Here is a 19,344-nt window from a genome sequence, read left to right as displayed (position 1 = left end):
GGCCGGGTCAGGTGCCAGGCCAGCCAGCCGGTGCCGGCCAGCACCAGCACGGCAATGACGCTGCCGATCAGCGTGGCGCGGCGGCTCAGGTGTCTGCGTGGGGGAGTGTCGGAGCCGGGGGGCGGTGCCTCAAGTTTCGGGTCCATCAGCTGTCCTTGTTGCCTGCCGCCGTGGCAAGCGGCATGGTTGTGTTTTTATGGATGATGGCGCCAGCGCCGTTCCCACGGTGCAGGTGCGTATCTTCAGCCAGCGTCAGGAATTATCACTGCTGGTTTTCGCGGGCAGATGTAGTACTCGAAAGAGCCAGGTAAATGTCCTGTAAAGAGAAGCGGCGTGCCCGGCACACGGCGGACAGCCCTGACCCTCTACTGTCGGATAGCCCACATTGCTATCACATGCATAGCTGGTGGCGCCCGTCTCCATTGGGCTGGAGGCCAATTTGATGCATAACCCCGGAGCAGCGGGCCGTCGCGGGAAGCGATGCTTTGCTTAGAATCTGCTCTCCCGCTGATCTTCCAAGACCCCACACGTGACCGATCCTGCTGCCTCCCCACTGCGCGTCTGCCGCGCTGACTACCACCATCCCGCACATGCCGACGCGCTGGTGTTCCTGCTGGATGCCTATGCCCGCGACGTCGCCGGCGGCGGCCAGCCGCTCAGCGACTTTGCCAGAACCCGCCTGGTGGCGGAACTGGCTGCACGCCCCCAGGCCTTCAGCGTGCTCGCCTTCGACGGCACGCAGCCGGTCGGGCTGGTCAATTGCATCGAGGGCTTTTCCACCTTTGCCTGCCGGCCACTGGTCAATGTGCATGACGTGGTGGTGCTGGCCAGCCACCGCGGCCGGCGCGTCGGCGCGCAGATGCTGGCGCTGGTCGAAGATATGGCGCGAGAACGCGGCGCCTGCAAGCTGACGCTGGAAGTGCTGCAGGGCAACCGCAGCGCCATCACGCTGTACGAGCGGATTGGCTTTGCCGGCTACCAGCTGGACCCGGCCATGGGCAGCGCGCAGTTTCTGCAGAAGTGGCTGGCCTGAGCCTGCCTTGAATCAGGCCGCAGCCCGGGCGCGCGGCGGCATTCGCAACAGCATCAATGCGGCCAAGCCCAGCGCGCCCAGCGCCGCCGAAAACCACAGCGCTCCCGCACCGAAGCGGTCAATCGCCAGGCCGAACAGCCAGGGCGACAGCGCCTGCGCAAAACGCGCCGGCACCATCAGCAGGCCCTGGCGCGCGCCATAGTTCCTGGCGCCGAACAGCACCAGCGGCAGCGTGCCCTTGGCAATCGTCAGCACGCCGTTGCCGGCGCCGTGCAGCACGGTGAACAGTGCACCTGCGGGCACACCGAAAAACAGGAACGCCATGGCGCCCAGCGTGTGTGTGCCGCCCGCCACCCGCGCGGAGACCAGCGGGTGAATGTTGCGCAGCAGCCCGTATTCGAGCAACCGCCCGGCCACCTGCGCCGGCCCCACCAGCCCGGCGAATACCAGCGCGGTGGCCAGCGGCACGCCGTGCACCTGCAGCAGGCGCGGCAGGTGCGCGGCCATGGCGGTGCTGATGAACCAGGTGACGGCAAACACAAAGGCCAGCAGCGCCGCCGTGTGCGCCGGGTTTTGTGCGGACCCGGGTTCAGGTGCGGAGAGGAGGCCGGCCGGCGCCGGTTCTGCCGGCATGGCCAGCGGCTGAGGTGCAGCTGTCGGCGTGGAAGGAAGTATCCAGTTCAGCGGCAGCCCCACCAGCAGGTGCAGGCCGGCCCACATACCGCAGGCGGTGCGCCAGCCCCATTCCAGCTCGAGCCAGGCCGACAACGGCCAGCCCACGGTGCTGGCAAAACCGGCCAGCAGGGTGATGCCGGTGATGGCGCCGCGCGCGTCCTTGCCGTACAGGTGTACCAGCGCGGCAAAGGCCGCTTCGTAAAGGCCGGCGGCCATGGCCACGCCGAGGATGGCCCAGGCCGCAAACAGGCCGACTGGTCCTTGCGCCAAGGCCAGGGTGCCCAGCCCGGCGGCAAAGACCAGGCTGTTGGCCGCCAGCACCGGCCGGCCGCCATAACGGTCTATGAGTTTGCCGGCCAACGGCCCGAGCAGGGCGGACACCACCAGCGCCAGTGAGAAACCGAGGAACACGGTCGGTGTGCTGACGCCGAGATCGCGCGCCATGGACGTCGCCAGCATGGCCGGCAGGTAATAGCTCGACGCCCAGGCCAGCGTCTGGGCGATGCCCAGGCTGGCCACGGTGACGCTGCGGTGTTGGCTCATGGGATGAAGGCTAGCAGCAGGCTCCGCATGCGGCAGCGCTCTGGAAGCTATCAAAGTAATAGCTGCTTGCGCCCGCCGATAAATGGCTGGCGGCCGATTTTATGCATGGTCCGGCAGCGCCGCGGCCGGCCGGCCCCTCAGGCCGGCTGGCGGGAACGCGGCGCAAACCAGTGCGGCGTGCGGTTGATGATGGCCACCAGCGAGAGCATCACCGGCACCTCGACCAGCACACCGACCACGGTGGCGAGTGCCGCGCCCGACTGCAGGCCGAACAGCGAAATTGCCACCGCCACCGCCAACTCGAAAAAGTTGGAGGTGCCGATCAGGCAAGCCGGGCCGGCCACGTTGTGCGGCAAGTTCAAGGCTTTGGCGGCGATGTAGCTGATGATGAAAATGCCGTAGCTCTGCACAATCAGCGGCACCGCGATCATCGCAATCACCAGCGGCTTGGCCACAATCGTTTCGGCCTGGAAGCCGAACAGCAGCACCACGGTGGCAATCAGGCCGATGACGGACCAGGGCTTGAGTGTCGCCACGAAGTCGGCCACCGCGTGCGCCGAGCGGCGCTGCAGCAGATGCCGCGTCGCCATGCCGGCCGCCAGCGGCAGCACCACGTACAGCACGGTGGAGAGCACCAGCGTTTCCCAGGGCACGGTGATGTTCGTCACGCCGAGCAGGAAGGCGGCGATCGGCGCAAAGGCCACCACCATGATCAGGTCGTTGACCGAGACCTGCACCAGCGTGTAGTTCGCATCTCCCTTGACCAGCTGGCTCCAGACAAACACCATCGCGGTGCAGGGCGCCACACCGAGCAGAATCATGCCGGCGATGTATTCGCTGGCCGACTGCGGATCGACCCAGGGCGCAAAAATGTACTGGAAGAACAGCACACCCAGCGCGGCCATGGTGAAGGGCTTGATGAGCCAGTTGACCACCAGCGTGAGCATCAGGCCGCGCGGTTTCTTGCCCACGTCTTTCACGGCCGACCAGTCGATCTGGATCATCATCGGGTAAATCATCACCCAGATGAACACGGCGACGACGAGGTTGACGTGGGCGATCTCCAGCGCGGCAATGCCCTGGAAAGCCGCCGGCGCCAGCAGGCCCAGCCCGACGCCGGCCAAAATCCCCAGTGCGACCCAGACGCTCAGGTAGCGTTCGAACAAGCCCATGAGTTTTCCTTTTTGTTTTGTTGGAGGTGATCAGGCCTGGCCAGCGAGGTCGCGCGCGGCTTGCTGCACCATGGCTCGCGCGAGTTTTTCAGGCGGCAGGTTGATCAGCAGTTCCAGGCGGCGGCGCAGGGCCACAAGTGTCTGGTGAAAGGCGTCGAGCCGCTGCCCGTCCGTGCCCTTGACCTCCGACGGGTCGGCATAACCCCAGTGCGCGGTGGCCGGCTGGCCGGGCCAGTAAGGGCAGACCTCACCGGCGGCGTTGTCGCACACGGTAATGACTAAATCCATGACAGGGGAGTCCGGCTTGCCGAACTCGTCCCAGCTTTTGCTGCGCAGGTCTTTGGTGGCAATGCCGGCGTTCTGCAGTACCTGTAGCGCCAGCGGGTTGGGCTGCTGGTTCTCACGCGGGCTGCTGCCGGCCGAGAAAGCCTGGAAGCGTCCCTTGCCGATGTGATTCAGCGTGGCCTCGGCCAGGATGCTGCGGGCCGAATTGTGGGTGCATAAAAACAGGACGTTGAGGGGGCGAGTACTCATTTTTGGCGTCCTTCAGCAGCAGGCTTTCGCGGCCGGGGCTTGGGCACACGAAGCTGCGGATGGCAAAGGCGCTACTGTTTCTGTAGCGCGCGGCGCACAACAGGCAGGGGCTGCAGCCTGGTTTGATGCATATTTTGCTTCGCTGAACACCGGAATGTTGTCCAGGGTGTGGAATTGCTCCCAGGCCACGCCTTGCGGGTCGGTCAGCCAGTATTTGTCGCTGCGCGCATAACAGCAGGTGGTTTCCCCATCGTCCTGCAGCGCCAGGTCGGCGTCCCTGGCGTGAGCTTTCAGCTCGGCAAGCTCGTCGGCGGATTCCACCTGGATGCCCAGGTGGTCCACGCCGGTGGTGCTGCCGCGGGTGGAGATGGCAAAGTTGACCGGTGGGTCCTGCAGCATCCATTTCGCATAGTCAGCCTCGGTGCGGGCGGGGGGCTGATGAAACATGGCGGAATAGAAGGCGATGTTTTTGCCGAGGTCTTCGACATGCATGTGGACGTGAAAGCGTTTCATGACGGGCTCCAGGTGGGGGTTTCAAGGGAAGAGGAGGGCAGGCAATCGGCGTGGGGCGGGCGAGGGCTGGCGTCCACACCAAGCACCATGGCAGGCAGCACCACCACCGGCGAAAAGCCGCCGCCTGCCGTGCGGAAGTTGGTGGTCTGCCCGGTGTAGGTGCGCGCGGCCAGCAACTGCACCTGGCCGCGGAAGGTGTAGGCGCGTATGTCCAGCTTCAGCCGGGTGGCCACGCCATCGACGTCCACCAGCCGTTCACTCGGCGGCACCAGGGCCTGCGCGATAAAACCGCCGGCGAGGATGTCGGCCCACACGCCGCGCGTGAGTTTGTCGCCGCGGTAGGCGGCCTTGGCGCCGTAACCTGCCACCGGCTTGAAGAAGAGCTGGCGCCGTTTGGCCCAGAGCGCATCGGCATGGTCGGCAGTGACCAGTTCGGTGTGCGGAACCACGGCTTGCAGGATGCGGCGGTCTTCAGCAGACACGCCCCATGAGGCCAGCAGCGCGTCGTCGCCGAGCGTGATGAGGTTGCGTTTGTCGGCAAACAGCGCGTGTGCACGCGGGTGCGGCGTCACCACGGCGGCGCCGGCCACATACGCGCTGCGCAAGGCCTCATGTGCAGGTTCAGACAGGCTGAAATCTGTCAGGCGGTTGTAGACCAAGTCAACCGCCACGCCCGGCAGGGCCGGGTGCCACAACGCGCCGTCTTTCCACTGCAGCTCGCGTGCGTCGCCCACAGCCGCCGTGATGCCGTGCGCCAGGAACAACTGCCGCGCCAGGGCAAATTCCGGCGCCATGTATTGCACTTCCGGCGCGTCGTCGGTGATCAGAATGCTGCGCAGTGCTTGCGTGCCGCGCTGCGCCTGCCACTCGGCGCGGAACATGTCCACAAAAGTCTGGTTGATGTGCGGCAGGTCGCTGGACGCGTCCATCAGGCCCTGCATGGGTTCGCAGCACTCGCGGTGGGCGCGCGCCAGTGCGGCGTTGAGCAAGGCGCCGCCGGCATTGGTGTTGATTTCAATCAGGCGCGGGCCGTCTTCGCCCAGGTGAAAGTCATAACCCATGAAAACGCCCGCGGGTCCGAAGTGGTGCTGGGCGGTTTCGGGCGCATGGGCCAGCGCCAGCTGCTGGTAGGCGGGCAGGGCGACCACACGTTCGATGGCCGCAATGGCCTGGCCCAACGTGGCGCGCATGCCCGGGTCCACAAACACGGCTGTTTCAGAAAACAGGTGCGGGTGGGTGGTGGCCAGCCCGTCCAGCATGCCTTGCAGGCAAGGGTCGGTTTCAAGCTGCTTGCGCAAGCGGTCGGGGTTCAGGGTGCGGCACAGGCACCCGAGGTTCAAGGTCTCGGCGAGGTTCATGGCGGCGCCCCCGGTCAGCAGGCTGCGCAGGAAGCTGCGTCGGCCACTTCGCAGGCCTCGCCCTGGCAGCAATGTTCGGTCAGGTAACCGAGCAGCGCGGTCATCTGCTCGAAGTTGGCGCGGTAGATCAGGTTGCGGCCACGCGGCTCGCTGCTGACCAGGCCGGAATGTGCCAGCTCCTTGAGGTGAAAAGACAGCGCACTGGGCGCCACTTCGAGCTGCTCGGCAATCGTGCCCGGGGTCAGGCCGTCGGGGCCGGCAACCACCAGCGCGCGGAAGGTCCGGAGGCGCTGCGCCTGGGCCAGGGCAGCAAGAGCTTTGACGGCACCCGTTTCATCAAGAAGTATTGATTTCATAGTTCAAATATAATTGAATTATCGAATTGATGCAATCTTCTTCTCAAACACTCCAGGAAAGAGCCATGTCCGACATCAAGATTTATCACAACCCCCAATGCGGAACCTCACGCAACACCCTGGCACTGATCCGCAACAGCGGCATCGAGCCCGAAGTCATCGAGTACCTGAAGACGCCGCCCAGCCGTGAAACGCTGAAGCAGCTGGCGGCACAGACGGGTGAGCCGGTGCGCGCGCTGATGCGCAGCAAGGAAAAGCTGTACGCCGAACTCCAGCTTGACAACCCGGCCCTCAGCGACGAGCAACTGCTGGACGCCATGCTCGCCCACCCCATCCTGATCAACCGGCCCATCGTCGTGACGCCGCTGGGTACCCGCCTGTGCCGGCCGTCCGAAGCGGTGCTGGACATCCTGCCGGCGCCGCAAAAAGGCGCTTTTACCAAGGAAGACGGCGAGAAGGTGATCAATGACAAGGGAGAACGTGTTGCCGGCGCTTGAAGATCTTCCCAACGTAGACAAAGCCCTGTTTGCGCCGCCATCGGGCAGCGCACTGCAGGCTTTCCGCCCTTCGGCCCACGCGCCGCGCATTCTGCTTCTGTATGGCTCGGTGCGCGAGCGTTCCTACAGCCGCCTGCTCAGCGAAGAAGCCGCGCGCCTGCTGCAGGCCATGGGTGCGGAAACGCGCACCTTCAACCCGAGCGGCCTGCCGCTGCCCGACGACGCACCCGACACCCACCCGAAAGTGGCAGAACTTCGCCAGCTCGCGCAGTGGGCCGAAGGCATGGTCTGGACATCGCCCGAACGCCACGGCGCCATGACCGGCATCATGAAGTCGCAGATCGACTGGATCCCGCTGGCGCAGGGCGCGGTGCGGCCCACCCAGGGCAAAACACTGGCCGTCATGCAGGTCAGCGGCGGCTCGCAGTCTTTCAACGCCGTCAGCCAGCTCCGCGTGTTGGGCCGCTGGATGCGCATGCTCACCATTCCCAATCAGTCGTCGGTGGCCAAGGCCTTCCTGGAGTTCGACGAAGCAGGGCGCATGAAACCCTCGGCCTATTACGACCGCGTGGTGGACGTGATGGAAGAACTCGTGAAGTTCACGCTGCTCACACGTGATGTGGCGCCTTACCTGGTGGACAGGTACAGCGAGCGCAAGGAGAGTGCCGAGGCGCTGTCGAAAAGGGTGAACCAGCGGAGTCTGTGAGTTTTATGAATCAAATCGGCCGCTGGCCCTTTGGGGGCGGGCGCAGACAGCTATTGAATTAATAGCTGTACTGAATCGCGCCAGTCATGTCTGTCCCCAATTTTGAGGACGAGGCATGTATTTTGGCAGTTTAGACTGCCGCATGCCGATCATCACCGTCACCAACCACGTCGGGCCGACCTACGCGTTGGAGCCCAGGGCGCCGACCGCTGCTTCAGCAACGCTTTTCCGTAATTTCATCCAGTGGAATGTGGTGAACGCCGTGGATGGGTATGTCGTTCAGCACATCCAGCGCAATGAAAAGTACTGGGTTCAGCGCCACTTTCCGCGGCACCAAACTTACCAGGCGGTGTCGGTTGACGATTACTGGGAGTGCTGGCGGGTCACGGTTGCGGCCGGCGTGACGACCATTACACCCGCCAGGGATCTCATCAATGACAAATTCACCGTGGTCACTGTCATGGATGCGCCGGGTGCTGACGGGACGGTGGGCCGGTTTCCCGACAAGACGGGCACGCGGGGGCGCTGGAAGCTGCGCGGCCTGGTTTACTTTGTCGCCGATCCGGGCCTGGTCATTGCGGATTGGCCGGCAGGAGGGGCGCCGAGCGCGGGGCTTCTTCACAGCCGTCTGCTTCCTCCAATACAGGGCAACGGCCTGGCACGCAATCGGCAGGGGCGTCTGGGCGGCGTGCTGTTCCGCAGGGAGTTTGCGGGCAGTTGGGACTGGACGACCGAAGACCAGCGCATTGCCCCCCGCGCGGACGATGGGGTTGGTGCGCCGCCACTCGTGACCTACCGGGATCCTGTGGTCAGCGCCCGCAATTTTCCAGCACTGGCGGGTTTCCGCAGTCGCAACATCAGGACTGCCGACGAGGCGGCGGGTGGATGGTTGCCCATCGCGCGCCGGCCTGCTCACGGATAGGCTGCCAGCCCGTCATTCCAGCGCGAGTGCAGGAAACGTACGGAGGAATTGGCCGGGCGGGTGAATCAGCGGAGCCTGCGAGTTCTATGGGAGAAATCGGCCTCTGACCCTTTGTGGGCGGGCGCAGGCAGCTATTGGATTAATAGCGGATGTCGTTGCAAGCGGCGCGCCTAAAGCCTCCGCGGGCTGCAGGGCATCTCGTGCGAAGCGCATGAATGAGAGGGCTTTTTTTTGAAGCCGGTCCTCCTCATTCCTGGGCGAGAAGGCTGCGAACGACCCGGCGCGCCACGGGCGAAACGAGCAGCACCGCGGGAAACGCGAACAGCCACGCCGTGAGCCACGAAGTGACCCACAGCGCCAGAAAGCCCGGTCCCGCCCCGGCGGCGCGCAGCGTGGATATTCCAGCTACCAATAGCGACATCAGGCCCGAGAGAAAGAAACCGAACAGGATGGGCTCGAATTTCCGCGGAATCATGGCGTCACCTCCAGATCGGCGTCGGCGGTCATGCGCAGCAACGCTTCGGCGACATTTGTGCCGAACATCCGCGCCGTCTTGATGTCCCCGGCCGCAAACGAATCCGCCGGCGCCGAATGCCCGGCCTGCGCCATCATTCCCGACCACGAGCCCAGCCGGTTGGCGGCTTCCTCGTAAGGCACGCCGCTGTGCTGCTCGGGCAGGATGGCGTTGCCGACCCAGACCATGCCGTGTTGCATGGCGAAGACGAAGAGGGACAGCAGCGTGGATTGCTTGTCGCCGGCCGGCAGTGACGACACGGTGAAAGCCGATGCCAGCTTGCCCTTGAGGGCGTGGCTCTTCCAGAGCCGGCCCGTCGAATCCATGAAAGTCTTGAAGGTGCCGGAGACACCGCCCAGGTAGGTGGGCGAGCCGAAAATGAATCCGTCGTATTCCAGCAGGCGCTCGGGCGCGCTGGTGAGATCTTCTGCCTTCAGCAAATGCGCGGTGATGCCGGGAACGGATCGCGCACCCGCCAGGATGTGCGCGGCAATGTGGCCGGTATGGCCGTGGGCGCTGTGATAGATGACGGCAAGCTGCTTGTTCTTCATGGGTGTGGTGTCCAGTTCAAGTTGAGTGAGTGAATCTCTGAATAAAGTCTTCATTGCGAGATCCAGGCGAGGAAGACGGCGGCCAGGTACAGGCCGAGTCCGAAAACGGTGTGGTTGGCCAGGCTTCTGAGCCGGCTTTTTGCCGGTGCCGGCGTGCGGGACGAGGCGATGCCCGCCCCCATGGCGGGCTGCATGACAAGCCAGGGCGCGGCAACCGTGGCCATGCTCACGCACAGCGCCGGCAGCAGTGTCGGGTTGTGCACCCAGTCCATGCCGAAGATGCCGGCCAGCAGGCCCGCGAAGGCAATGCCGGTCGCGTAGTGGAAGAACCAGCCCAGGGCGAGCTCGCCCCGCACGGGCGCCGCCTTCGCGATCGCCTCATGCTTCCACGTGCCGCGGCGCCAGTGGCCAGCCCATCGGCCGATCATCGCGAAGTTAAGCGTGGGCACGCCCAGGCGCTGGAGAAGCAGCAGCCAGGCGTCCATGACCGCGGTGGCGCCCACGCCGATGAGCAGGATGTGCGCCGCGCCTGAAATGAATGTGTTCATGTGAATTTCCCGTTGACGAAAAGTGAAGCTGGTGTCACTCTACAAGTTCAAGTCAGCTTGAAGTCAAGGGTTTTTTCATGGACATCGCCGAAGTCGCCAGAAAATCAGGTCTGCCTGCCTCTGCGCTGCGCTACTACGAAGAGAAGGGGCTGATAGCCTCGGTTGGCCGGCAGGGGCTGCGCCGCACATTTGCGCCGGGCGTGCTGGACCAGCTGGCGCTGATTGCGCTGGGCCAGGCCGCCGGTTTTTCGCTGGACGACATCGGCGCCATGTTCTCGCCAGACGGCCAGGCCAGCATCGACAGGAAGTCGCTTAGCGCCAAAGCCGACGAAATTGACAGGACGATCAAGCGCCTGAAGGCGATGCGCAACGGGCTCAGGCATGCGGCGGTGTGCCCCGCGCCCAGCCACGCCGAGTGCCCGACCTTTCAGCGGCTGCTTCGCGCGGCGTCGGCCGGTGAGCTGGCGCCGCGCATGAGGAAGCCGGTGCGCCTCGTGCGTTCGAAGGCGTGACAGCACTGCCGAGGTGCTGGCGATTCCCACTCAGTGGTTGGTGGTTAAGTCGCTTGTGTAGCTCGATGCGGCGGGCATGTGGCACTTTCTTCGCATTGCGACCGCGTGGTGGCGTGATGGAAAGCTCGCCAGTTCGCGCTGCTGACGAGTGATGTGGCGCCAGGCGGGTGGATCCGCGGAGTCTTTGAGTTAGGGATTGGGCGTTGACCCCTTAGGGATAAACCTTAAATGGTATTCAATTTATAGCGAGTTGATTTGCGTGTGCGGTTGTTCTTCTCGCGCGTTGTCAAGCCTATAGCGATGGCACACGATTTCCCATCATGCGATTTATGATGAAATTCAATTGTGCGGTATGCATTAATAGGGGGCCAAGACGTATGAACGATCTCACTAAGATTCTTCTGACATCATCTCTAACGGCCATTGGAGCCATAGTTGTTTTCGTGGCGAGTCAGCTTCTGGGAAAGCTGGTGATTGAGCCGATCCAGGATCTGAAGAAGCTTCTGGGTGAAATTCGGTATGCGCTTGTGTTTCATGCGCAAGTGGTCTTCACACCAGTCGGTGATCGCGCTGGAGAGGACCGGGCGTGTGAGGCATTTCGGAGGTTGGCTTGCGATTTGCGTTCTAAGCTGGTCTCTGTCCCTTTTTATGCCCGATGGGCTGTGGTTTCCAAGGGTTTCCTGCCAGCGCGGCAGGATGCGTTCGAAGCATCGAAAGAGCTCATCGGCCTTTCAAATTCTGTGCATCAAGAGAACAGGGCAGAGAAAAATGCCAAGCGTGTTGCCAAGATTGAACAGCTGCTTGGCTTCGAACCAATGGGGGAATAGGTTAGCAATGACCTTTAACATATTACCCAACGCGGACACCCATTGGCGCTGGGTACTTCAAAGTTAACCTGCAATGAATATTCGCGCGGCCAGTTCGTCGGATGCAGAAGCGATTGCCAGAGTGCATGTTCTGGGGTGGCAGCACGCCTATGCCCAAGTGCTACCTGCAGACTTTCTCTCGTCACTTTCAATTGAGCGCCGAGCTACCATGTGGGCTGAGGCAATTGAAAAGCAGACTCAACAATTGCTTGTGGCGGAGGTTGAAGGAGAGATCGTTGGCTTCTCTGCATTTGGCATGTGCCGCGATGATGACTCAGTTGCGACTGACTTTGAGGTTTGGGCGATATACCTTAGGGCATCGTTTCTAGGGACTGGTGCGGGTCGTTCTTTGTGGCTTCACTCATTGAGTGCGATGAGGATTGCTGGCGCGAAGCGTGCCACGCTGTGGGTGCTCGCTGAGAACGAACGAGCGATCCGGTTTTATCGTGCCGCGGGCTTCGCCGAAGATGAAAGCTCTCGAAAGGTTGTTCATATTGGGGGAGTCTCCGTTGACGAAATTCGCTATGCGCAGCAAATTGCAGGTTAATTGGTCGGCCAACACGAACCCGCAACTGCAGGAGGCGGCTTTGCCGCAAAGGTTGCGGTCCGGTTGCCTTCAACGTTAGGCATCACAATGCCCACGCTCTGGATTGAGGGAGAACTTGAAACTCTGCTTTCTCTCATTCGTCTGCTCGATCAGCAACTTACGAAGCTCAGCGACAAGAGCGTGGAATCTGAAGACGCAGACGCGTATGGCTACTTCGACAGCATGGAGCACTTAGTTGGGCTAGCAATGGTGACGGGCCAAACCTATGCCGCAACTGTCTGCGGTGCGGTCTCGGTTGAGAAGAAGTCAGCGCTGAGCAGAGGACCAATTCACTCGAGCGGGAAGACTAAAGTCGAGATCATCAATCACGCAGCCAATTACTGGAAGCACAACAACGAATGGGGCGCCGAGCGTTCAAACCGGCGGCGACAAGCCATCGAAGAAGCGTTTGCCTCTGTTGGTTTTCCTGTTGGAACTGACTACCCGCTCTCCGGAGTGCTCACGGAACTGTCCAATCCAAAGTTAGCGTCTCTGGACGCGTTGGTAGGCATCCTGCGGGAGTGGAAGTCTGCGGTGCTCAAGTGACGTCTAACTTTTGGTTCGTACCAGCACATCCGCCTGCGTCATTTACGCAGCAACGACCAAGCCGCCCTGGAGTTGCATATCCACCACTCACTTCCGGGCGAGCGCAACCGCATCCGCACCCGCCGGATACCTCGGCGTCGCAGCCGTATCGTTCGCGGCCCGCCACACGGCTTCAGCCACGTCGGCTGCGGTAGTCACGGCCGCCGGCTGACCCAGCGTTGAAAAAATGGCTTGCGCAAACGGGGCGTAAGCCTCGGGGAATCAGGCCCTGCATGCGCTGCGCCCCATTGGCGGTGAACTGCGTGCCAGGCCCGTAACTCGGCTCCACCAGTTTCACGCTGACCTTGAAGGGCGTCAGCTCCGGAGTCAACGATTCGGTGAAGCCTTCGATGGCCGTCTTGCTCGCGGTGTAGGCGGCGACCAGTGGCATGATGGCAGCAGTTCTTCGCCAACCTGGAGCAGGTTCTGGCGCGGTTGGATTGAAACCTGCCGGCACCATTCAAAGCCAAACCCTGGAGTGAACGCAATGGCTAAAAGTACATCGGAGACGCCGGCGAAGGCCGCAAAAAAGGTCGCTGCCCAGGCGGCCCAACCGCGCAAGACGGCGCCGGAGGTGCCGCCCCCCAAGGCGGCCAAGCCGGTTCTTCTTTCAGGCGGCAATCCGCAGATCGCGAAGGGCTACGGTGATGCCCCGGTGCAGGCTTACATCGCTGCCATGCCGGGCTGGAAAAGCGAGCTCGGGCGCCGCCTCGACGCGCTTATCGTGCGCACAGTGCCCGGCGTGCGCAAGGCCGTCAAATGGAACTCACCGTTTTACGGTGTCGGGGACGAGGGCTGGTTCCTCAGCATTCATGTCTTCACGAAGTACGTCAAGGTGGCATTCTTTCGCGGCACGTCGCTGCGGCCTGTGCCGCCGGGCGAGTCCAAACAAAAGGAAGTGCGTTACCTCGACATCCACGAGGACGACCCGTTCGGCGAAGCGCAGCTCGCCGACTGGGTGAAGCAGGCCAGCCAGTTGCCCGGCGAACGCATGTGAGCGGATGCAACAACCACCATGAGCAAAGGAGCAGCAAGCATGAACAAGAGCAAGAGCGGCCCGAAGGAAGAAAGAGAAGGAGCCTCTGCCTCCCAGCTGATAGACGCAAAAATCAGCGAACTGGGTGACTGGCGGGGCGAAACACTGGCCCGGGTGCGAACGCTCGTCAAGCAGGCCGTTCCCGACGTGGTTGAGGAGTGGAAGTGGAGCGTTCCGGTGTGGTCGCACGCGGGAATCATCTGCACCGGTGAGACCTACAAGAAAGCCGTGAAGCTGACTTTCGCCAAGGGTGCTTCGCTGGAGGACCCTTCAGGCCTTTTCAACTCCAGCCTCGAAGGCAACACCCGGCGCGCCATCGATTTTCACGAGGGTGACAAGATGGATGAAAAGGCGCTCAAGACGCTTGTACGTGCTGCTGCAGCCCTGAACAGCGCGTCGGCCCGATAGCCATCGGGTCCGATGACCGGACGCCGTGGCGTCGGCCGGTCAAAAAAACACTTTTGGAAACACTCGCTCATGGACGTTGCGCTCAGGCCACGATCAGAGTTTTCCCCAACAATTTGACGCCTCCCGCGTGGAAAATGACTTGTGGCTATCCGAACCCTGCTCCTCACGCCTGTCGGCACCTTTGTCCTCGCAGTTTTGCTGGGCGCCTTGCTCTGGGCGGTGGCGCCCGTCGCTGTTGGCCGCCCCCTCAGTCTCTGGGAAGCGTTTGTTGCTACTCTGGCGATTGTGGTGCTTCTGGAGTGGTGGCGACGGCGCCGGCTCTGGCGAGAGCGTGAGCAACTCGAAAGCTTGCGCGACTCGGCACTCTGGTAGCCGACCCGGCGAACGGAAACCGCAGTGACGTGCTGCCGGTTTCGGGCCGATGCCGGGAGTATGGTGAATTTGGCCTCCAGCCCATATCCAGCAAGCGCAGGCAGCTATTAATTCAATAGCGGGTGAGCGCCGCTGGCGTCTGTCATCAAACCGCCATCAAAGTGACATGAACACGTCACCCTCGACTTCCAGAATCCTTCCATCAGTCAAAAACACGATGGAGAGTGATTCATGGGTCAGGGATACGGCAGGGATTATGAGCAGGGCGACGGCGTCAACACGACGTCCAATGCCTTCATTCACGAGGTAGACGGCGAGCGCCGTCATGTGCTGCGCTGCACGACAGCGGCGGTGGCGCTGCTGATGGGCTCGCACACGCTGACGGCCAGCGCCGCGGCGCCCGTCAAGGGCAAGCCACTGGGTTTTACCGGTGTGCCGGTTTCCAGTGCCGACGCGCTGGTGGTGCCGCCCGAGTACGAAGCCCAGGTGCTGTACCGCTGGGGCGACGCGACGGGCATTGCCGGGGCTGCGGCGCCTGCATTCAGCGCAGACGCGTCAAACAGCTGGCAGGAGCAGTTGCTGCAGTCGGGCATGCACCACGACGGCATGGAGTATTTCCCGCTCGATAAAAACCCGCGCCACGGCCTGCTGGCCATCAACCACGAATACACCGACGACGGCCTGCTGCACAGCGACGGCATGAAGACCTGGACGGCCGACAAGGTGCGCAAGTCGCAGGCGGCGCACGGTGTCAGCGTGATCGAGGTGGTGGAGCGTGCCGGCGTCTGGCGCGTCATGCCGAATTCGCGTTATGCGCGCCGCATCACCGGCCACACACCCATGCAGTTCAGCGGGCCGGCGGCAGGGCATGCGCTTCTGAAGACCGCAGCCGACCCCGAGGGCCTGCACCCGCTGGGCACGCTGAACAATTGCGCTGCGGGGCAGACACCCTGGGGCACTTTCCTGACCTGCGAGGAAAACTGGAACGGCTACTTTTCGGCGCAGGACAAGCCGAACCCGGACGAGGCACGTTACGGCCTGCGTGCCAAAGGCTTTGGCTACCGCTGGCACGAGTTCGACGAGCGCTTTGACGCGGTGAAACACCCGAACGAGCCGCACCGTTTCGGCTGGGTGGTCGAGATCGACCCGCAGGACCCGACGCAGACCCCGATCAAGCGCACGGCGCTGGGCCGCATCAAACATGAAGGCGCCACCACCACGCTGAGCCGCGACGGCCGCGCCGTGGTCTACATGGGCGACGACGAGCGTTTTGAGTACATCTACAAGTTTGTCAGCCGCGACAAGGTCAAGCCCGGCGGCTACCGCGCCAACAAGGACATTCTGGACCACGGCACGCTGTATGTGGCGCGTTTTGACGAGCAGGGTTACGGCCGCTGGCTGCCGCTGGTGCATGGCGAGGGCGGCCTGAACGCCGCCGGCGGGTTTGCCAGCCAGGCCGATGTGGTGATCAAGTGCCGCCAGGCGGCCGACCTTGTGGGTGCCACCAAAATGGATCGCCCCGAATGGGTGGCGGTGCACCCCAACACCGGCGAGGTGTTTGTCACGCTGACCAACAACAGCAGCCGCGGCAAGGACGGCCGCATGGTCGACGCGGCCAACCCGCGCAATGACAACATCATGGGCCACATCATCCGCTGGCGCGAAGGCAAGGGGCAGGGCACGTTTGCGAAACGCCTGGACGGCGACGCCAGCGCCACCGAATTCCGCTGGATGCACTTTGCCCTGGCGGGCGACCCGAATGCCGAAAAGGCCGAATACCGCGGCACCATCAAGGGCGACATGTACGGCAGCCCCGACGGACTGCAGTTCGATGCCGGTGGCCTGCTCTGGATACAGACCGACATTTCGACCTCGGCCATGCACAAGGGTGCCTACAAAGGCATAGGCAACAACATGATGCTGTGCGCCGACCCGGCGACCGGCGAGACGAAACGTTTTCTGACTGGCCCGGCCGGCTGCGAGATCACCGGGGTGAGTTTCACGCCGGATCGCCGCGCGGTTTTCATCAACATCCAGCACCCCGGCGAAACCGCCAGCGAGCGCGGCGACCCGGCCCAGCCGAAAGCCGTGAGCAGCTGGCCCGACGGCCCCACGGGTGGCCGGCCGCGTTCGGCCACTGTCGTGATCCGCCGCAAGGATGGCGGCATCGTCGGGACCTAGGTTCCCAGCATCAACAGCCCCGACTGCGGGGCTTTTTTACAGAAATTTTTGAGTGTCGAGAGTCATTGGCGAGAAGACAACCAGGAGTCCATCATGAAAGAACTGCCCAACCCCACTTTTGCATTGTCGCCAGTCGCGATGCCACGGGGGTCACTTCATCAAAGCTCTCATGCTGTCGGTGCCGCTGTTCAAAGGCCTGCCCTGGGGAAGATCCAGGTCAGCTGGGCCAGGCACCAGGATGAGGTCCGGCAGGCGCAGCGCCTGAGGTACCAGGTTTTTGCGCTCGAGATGGGCGCGACATTGCCCAACACCTTGCCCGGCCATGACATCGACCTGTTTGACGACTTCTGCGAACACCTGCTGGTGCGCGACGAAGCCAGCCAGGAGGTGATTGGGACCTACCGCGTGCTTACGCCGACCCAGGCCAAACGTGCCGGCAGCACCTACAGCGACACCGAGTTCGACCTGACACGCCTGCGTTTCCTGCGGGCCCGCATGGTGGAGCTGGGCCGCAGCTGCGTGCATGCCGAGCACCGCCATGGCGGCGTAATCCTGGCGCTGTGGGGCGCGCTGGCCGAGTTCATGGCGCGCAACCAGCTCGACACCATGATCGGCTGCGCCAGCATTCCAATGCATCACACCGGTGCCTCCATGGGGCAGGCGGCGGCCAGCATCTGGCGCCAGGTGCGCCAGACCCATCTGGCGCCGATTGAATACCACGTCACACCGCGCCTGCCGCTGCCGGTCGAGCGGCTCGACGATTCGCTGGAGGTCGAGCCGCCGGCGCTGATCAAGGGCTACCTGCGCCTGGGTGCCAAGGTGCTGGGCGCGCCGGCCTGGGACCCTGACTTCAACTCGGCCGACCTGCCCATGATGATGCGCATTGCCGATTTGCCGCCGCGTTACCGCAAACACTTTTCCGGCAAGGGGGACTGATGCGCAAGCTGTTTGACAAACTCGGTCCCCTGAACCAGGGGCACATGCCGGACGAAGGCGATGACCATGACGAGGCAGCGCTGCGCAAGCGTTACCGCAGCATCTTCATCTCCGACCTGCACCTGGGCACGCCCGGCTGCCAGGCCACGGCGCTGCTGGACTTCCTCAAGGCGCACCCGAGCGACTACCTCTACCTGGTCGGCGACATCGTGGACGGCTGGCAGCTGCGGCGCAAATGGTATTGGCCGCAGTCGCACAATGACGTGGTGCAGAAGCTGCTGCGCCGGGCGCGCAAAGGCTGCCGCGTGATTTATGTGCCCGGCAACCATGATGAGTTTGCGCGTGAATTTATAGGCCACCAGTTCGGCGGCATCGAAGTTGTCGAAGAGGCCGTGCACACCACGGCCGACGGCCGTCACCTGTGGATTGTTCATGGCGATTATTTCGACGCCGTGGTGCAATGCGCCAAATGGCTGGCTTATGTGGGTGACAACCTGTATGAATTCACGCTCAAGCTCAACCGGCACCTCAACAGCCTGCGCGCGCGTCTGGGGCTGCCTTACTGGTCGCTTTCGGCCTACCTCAAGCAGAAGGTCAAGAGCGCGCTGAACTATGTCACCGACTTTGAAGTGGCTGTTGCCAACGAAGCGCGCCGGCGCGGTCACCAGGGCGTGGTGTGCGGACACATCCACCGGGCCGAGATGCGCGACATCGACGGCGTGCTTTACTGCAACGACGGCGACTGGGTGGAAAGCCGCACAGCGCTGGTGGAGCACTACGACGGCACGCTGGCGCTGCTGCACTGGGCACCAAGCCATGAAACCCAGGGCCGCGGCCATGCAACGGCCACGGTGGCCGCATGAAGATCGCGCTTGTTACCGACGCCTGGCAGCCGCAGGTCAATGGCGTGGTCACCACCCTGGTGGAACTGGTGCGTGAGCTGGAAGCCCTGGGGCACCGTGTGGCGGTGATCCACCCGGGCCTGTTCAAGACGCGCCCTTGCCCGGGTTATGCCGGCATCGACCTGGCGGTGCGACCGAAAGCCCTGCTGGCCGAGAAGCTGGATGCCTTTGCGCCGGAGGCCATCCACGTTGCCACCGAAGGCCCGCTCGGCTGGGCCGCGCGCGGCTACTGCATAAAACGGGGCCTGCGGTTCACCACCGCTTTTCACACCAAGTTTCCTGAAATCCTCCATGCCGCGCTGAAGGTTCCTCTGTCCTGGGGTTATGCCTTGTTTCGCCACTTCCACAAGGCCTCGTCCGGTGTTCTGGTGCCGACCCAGGGCGTGCTGCGCATGTTGGAGCAGCGCGGATTCCGCAACCTGCGCAGCTGGACGCATGGCGTGGACACCCAGCTGTTTTCATTCCAGCCCGAGGCGCACCTGTATCCTCGCATGGGCACGCTGGTGCGGCCAGTGTCGCTGTTTGTGGGCCGGGTGTCGTACGAGAAAAACATCGAGGCTTTCCTGGCGCTGGACATTCCGGGCACCAAGGTGGTTTGCGGCGTCGGGCCGCTGGAGGCCTCGCTCAAGGACCGCTACCCGCAGGTGCGCTGGCTGGGGGTGTTGCCACGAGACGAACTGGCCAGGGTGTATGCGGCGGCCGACGTGTTCGTGTTTCCGAGCCGGTCCGAAACCTTTGGCCTGGTGATGCTGGAGGCCATGGCCAGCGGCACGCCGGTGGCGGCCTACCCGGTCGATGGCCCGCTGGAGGTGCTGGGCAAGCCCGACGGCAGTTGCCACGGCGGTGTGATGCACGAGGATTTGAAACACGCCTGTTACAGCGCGATGACGGTGCCGCGCCACGAGGCCCGTGTCCGGGCACTGGATTTCAGCTGGCTGCAGGCAGCCCAGCTGTTCGAAGGGCACCTGGTGCCTGCGAACAGGAAGGCCGACAGCAAGCTGGTGGCCGCACAGGCCCACGCCTGAAGGGGTTGTCATG

Annotated in this window: 24 protein-coding genes and 1 pseudogene; 15 read left to right on the top strand and 10 right to left on the bottom strand. The window is 63.3% G+C overall.

Annotated elements, in window-relative coordinates:
* Window positions 1-529: 529 nt before the first annotated feature.
* Window positions 530-1,033 carry a GNAT family N-acetyltransferase gene (locus tag WA904_RS09325; protein ID WP_425196846.1) on the top strand — a complete coding sequence of 168 codons (504 nt, stop codon included), beginning with the start codon at window positions 530-532 and terminating at the stop codon, window positions 1,031-1,033.
* Window positions 1,034-1,045: 12 nt separating this feature from the next.
* Here WA904_RS09325 and WA904_RS09320 read toward each other — a convergent pair whose 3' ends face one another.
* The 6 genes from WA904_RS09320 to WA904_RS09295 form a co-directional block, all read right to left on the bottom strand.
* Complete coding sequence (locus tag WA904_RS09320; RefSeq protein ID WP_425196845.1) at window positions 1,046-2,251, bottom strand: MFS transporter; 1,206 nt, start codon at window positions 2,249-2,251, stop codon at window positions 1,046-1,048.
* Window positions 2,252-2,388: 137 nt separating this feature from the next.
* On the bottom strand, window positions 2,389-3,423 hold the full coding sequence (gene arsB / locus WA904_RS09315) for an ACR3 family arsenite efflux transporter (RefSeq protein ID WP_425196844.1): 1,035 nt from the start codon (window positions 3,421-3,423) through the stop codon (window positions 2,389-2,391).
* Between the two features lie 30 nt (window positions 3,424-3,453).
* Window positions 3,454-3,957, bottom strand: a complete 504-nt coding sequence (locus WA904_RS09310) for an arsenate reductase ArsC (protein WP_425196843.1) — start codon at window positions 3,955-3,957, stop codon at window positions 3,454-3,456.
* Window positions 3,958-3,969: 12 nt separating this feature from the next.
* Entirely contained in the window at window positions 3,970-4,470 is a 501-nt protein-coding gene (locus tag WA904_RS09305; RefSeq protein ID WP_425196842.1) for an ArsI/CadI family heavy metal resistance metalloenzyme, read from the bottom strand.
* Window positions 4,467-5,828, bottom strand: a complete 1,362-nt coding sequence (locus WA904_RS09300; RefSeq protein WP_425196841.1) for a hypothetical protein — start codon at window positions 5,826-5,828, stop codon at window positions 4,467-4,469. Before WA904_RS09300 ends, WA904_RS09305 begins: the two co-directional genes overlap by 4 nt.
* A 14-nt stretch (window positions 5,829-5,842) precedes the next feature.
* The gene (locus WA904_RS09295; protein ID WP_425196840.1) at window positions 5,843-6,184 is read right to left on the bottom strand and encodes an ArsR/SmtB family transcription factor; all 342 of its coding nucleotides are present in this window, start codon (window positions 6,182-6,184) and stop codon (window positions 5,843-5,845) included.
* Window positions 6,185-6,249: 65 nt separating this feature from the next.
* On the opposite strand from WA904_RS09295, the gene arsC reads away from it, so the two are divergent.
* The 3 genes from arsC (at window position 6,250) to WA904_RS09280 (ending at window position 8,309) form a co-directional block, all read left to right on the top strand.
* Window positions 6,250-6,681: an arsenate reductase (glutaredoxin) gene (gene arsC, locus WA904_RS09290; protein ID WP_425196839.1), complete on the top strand. Its 432-nt coding sequence runs from the start codon at window positions 6,250-6,252 to the stop codon at window positions 6,679-6,681.
* Window positions 6,650-7,387: an arsenical resistance protein ArsH gene (gene arsH, locus WA904_RS09285; protein ID WP_425196838.1), complete on the top strand. Its 738-nt coding sequence runs from the start codon at window positions 6,650-6,652 to the stop codon at window positions 7,385-7,387. Before arsC ends, arsH begins: the two co-directional genes overlap by 32 nt.
* A 142-nt stretch (window positions 7,388-7,529) precedes the next feature.
* Window positions 7,530-8,309 carry a hypothetical protein gene (locus tag WA904_RS09280; RefSeq protein WP_425196837.1) on the top strand — a complete coding sequence of 260 codons (780 nt, stop codon included), beginning with the start codon at window positions 7,530-7,532 and terminating at the stop codon, window positions 8,307-8,309.
* 247 nt (window positions 8,310-8,556) lie between these two features.
* Here WA904_RS09280 and WA904_RS09275 read toward each other — a convergent pair whose 3' ends face one another.
* Genes WA904_RS09275 through WA904_RS09265 form a run of 3 tightly spaced genes read right to left on the bottom strand, consistent with a single transcriptional unit; the run spans window position 8,557 to window position 9,922 of the window.
* Window positions 8,557-8,784: a DUF2798 domain-containing protein gene (locus tag WA904_RS09275; RefSeq protein WP_425196836.1), complete on the bottom strand. Its 228-nt coding sequence runs from the start codon at window positions 8,782-8,784 to the stop codon at window positions 8,557-8,559.
* The gene (locus tag WA904_RS09270; protein WP_425196835.1) at window positions 8,781-9,374 is read right to left on the bottom strand and encodes a flavodoxin family protein; all 594 of its coding nucleotides are present in this window, start codon (window positions 9,372-9,374) and stop codon (window positions 8,781-8,783) included. Before WA904_RS09270 ends, WA904_RS09275 begins: the two co-directional genes overlap by 4 nt.
* Before the next feature lie 50 nt (window positions 9,375-9,424).
* Complete coding sequence (locus WA904_RS09265) at window positions 9,425-9,922, bottom strand: DUF2938 domain-containing protein (RefSeq protein ID WP_425196834.1); 498 nt, start codon at window positions 9,920-9,922, stop codon at window positions 9,425-9,427.
* 77 nt (window positions 9,923-9,999) lie between these two features.
* On the opposite strand from WA904_RS09265, the gene WA904_RS09260 reads away from it, so the two are divergent.
* The 4 genes from WA904_RS09260 to WA904_RS09245 all read left to right on the top strand — a co-directional run bounded on the left by WA904_RS09260 (window position 10,000) and on the right by WA904_RS09245 (window position 12,432).
* Window positions 10,000-10,434 carry a helix-turn-helix domain-containing protein gene (locus WA904_RS09260; RefSeq protein ID WP_425196833.1) on the top strand — a complete coding sequence of 145 codons (435 nt, stop codon included), beginning with the start codon at window positions 10,000-10,002 and terminating at the stop codon, window positions 10,432-10,434.
* A 377-nt stretch (window positions 10,435-10,811) separates the two neighbouring features.
* Entirely contained in the window at window positions 10,812-11,261 is a 450-nt protein-coding gene (locus WA904_RS09255; protein WP_425196832.1) for a hypothetical protein, read from the top strand.
* A gap of 73 nt (window positions 11,262-11,334) precedes the next feature.
* The gene (locus WA904_RS09250) at window positions 11,335-11,847 is read left to right on the top strand and encodes an N-acetyltransferase family protein (RefSeq protein WP_425196831.1); all 513 of its coding nucleotides are present in this window, start codon (window positions 11,335-11,337) and stop codon (window positions 11,845-11,847) included.
* An 87-nt stretch (window positions 11,848-11,934) separates the two neighbouring features.
* Complete coding sequence (locus tag WA904_RS09245; protein ID WP_425196830.1) at window positions 11,935-12,432, top strand: hypothetical protein; 498 nt, start codon at window positions 11,935-11,937, stop codon at window positions 12,430-12,432.
* A gap of 87 nt (window positions 12,433-12,519) precedes the next feature.
* Here the strand turns inward: WA904_RS09245 and WA904_RS09240 are convergent.
* Window positions 12,520-12,874 (bottom strand): annotated as a pseudogene (locus WA904_RS09240) (SDR family NAD(P)-dependent oxidoreductase); the annotation flags it as partial.
* Window positions 12,875-12,958: 84 nt separating this feature from the next.
* Here WA904_RS09240 and WA904_RS09235 point away from each other — a divergent pair.
* The 7 genes from WA904_RS09235 (at window position 12,959) to WA904_RS09205 (ending at window position 19,331) form a co-directional block, all read left to right on the top strand.
* Complete coding sequence (locus WA904_RS09235) at window positions 12,959-13,468, top strand: DUF1801 domain-containing protein (RefSeq protein ID WP_425196829.1); 510 nt, start codon at window positions 12,959-12,961, stop codon at window positions 13,466-13,468.
* Between the two features lie 39 nt (window positions 13,469-13,507).
* Entirely contained in the window at window positions 13,508-13,915 is a 408-nt protein-coding gene (locus WA904_RS09230) for a DUF1801 domain-containing protein (RefSeq protein WP_425196828.1), read from the top strand.
* A gap of 141 nt (window positions 13,916-14,056) precedes the next feature.
* Window positions 14,057-14,287: a hypothetical protein gene (locus WA904_RS09225; protein WP_425196827.1), complete on the top strand. Its 231-nt coding sequence runs from the start codon at window positions 14,057-14,059 to the stop codon at window positions 14,285-14,287.
* 231 nt (window positions 14,288-14,518) lie between these two features.
* Window positions 14,519-16,468, top strand: coding sequence for a PhoX family protein (locus tag WA904_RS09220; protein WP_425196826.1), 1,950 nt, complete (start codon window positions 14,519-14,521; stop codon window positions 16,466-16,468).
* A 93-nt stretch (window positions 16,469-16,561) separates the two neighbouring features.
* On the top strand, window positions 16,562-17,404 hold the full coding sequence (locus tag WA904_RS09215) for a GNAT family N-acetyltransferase (RefSeq protein ID WP_425196825.1): 843 nt from the start codon (window positions 16,562-16,564) through the stop codon (window positions 17,402-17,404).
* Window positions 17,404-18,267: a UDP-2,3-diacylglucosamine diphosphatase gene (locus tag WA904_RS09210; protein ID WP_425196824.1), complete on the top strand. Its 864-nt coding sequence runs from the start codon at window positions 17,404-17,406 to the stop codon at window positions 18,265-18,267. Before WA904_RS09215 ends, WA904_RS09210 begins: the two co-directional genes overlap by 1 nt.
* Entirely contained in the window at window positions 18,264-19,331 is a 1,068-nt protein-coding gene (locus WA904_RS09205) for a glycosyltransferase family 4 protein (protein WP_425196823.1), read from the top strand. Before WA904_RS09210 ends, WA904_RS09205 begins: the two co-directional genes overlap by 4 nt.
* Window positions 19,332-19,344: the final 13 nt, after the last annotated feature.

The organism is Polaromonas sp. (assembly GCF_049790275.1).
GTDB lineage: Bacteria > Pseudomonadota > Gammaproteobacteria > Burkholderiales > Burkholderiaceae_C > Polaromonas.
This window is presented reverse-complemented; position numbering and strand designations above follow the sequence as displayed.